The sequence below is a fragment of the Bradyrhizobium sp. Ce-3 genome, from assembly GCF_022835695.1.
GTDB lineage: Bacteria > Pseudomonadota > Alphaproteobacteria > Rhizobiales > Xanthobacteraceae > Bradyrhizobium.
On sequence record NZ_BQUV01000073.1, the window covers coordinates 1 to 333 of the forward strand.

Consider the following 333-nt stretch of genomic DNA (forward strand, 5'->3'; position numbering starts at 1 on the left):
ATCCGATGGAGCTAGTCGCGATGCTCGAGAGGACCAGACCGCTGACATACTCACTGATTGAAATCGGTGTGGCGAAGATATTGAGAAAATTATGCGACCATACGTCCTCGAAAAAGGTGATCGTGACTCCCTGCATGACACGGATAAAAAAATCCCACAGGAGAACCGCCCCCAGGAGCACCGGAACAAAATCGAATCCACTGGAGGAGACGGTGTTGAGATAGAGGGTGATGAACCCCCACAGCACCATGTCGATCACGACCCACAGAAACAGCGGCACTGCACGTGCCGGATTACCACGAAGCAGATAAAAGTAGCGGAGCACAACCGCTC

General features: G+C 52.6%; 1 pseudogene. It reads right to left on the reverse strand.

The window, feature by feature from the left end:
• Positions 1-333, reverse strand: a pseudogene (locus BRSPCE3_RS35870) (hypothetical protein); the annotation flags it as partial.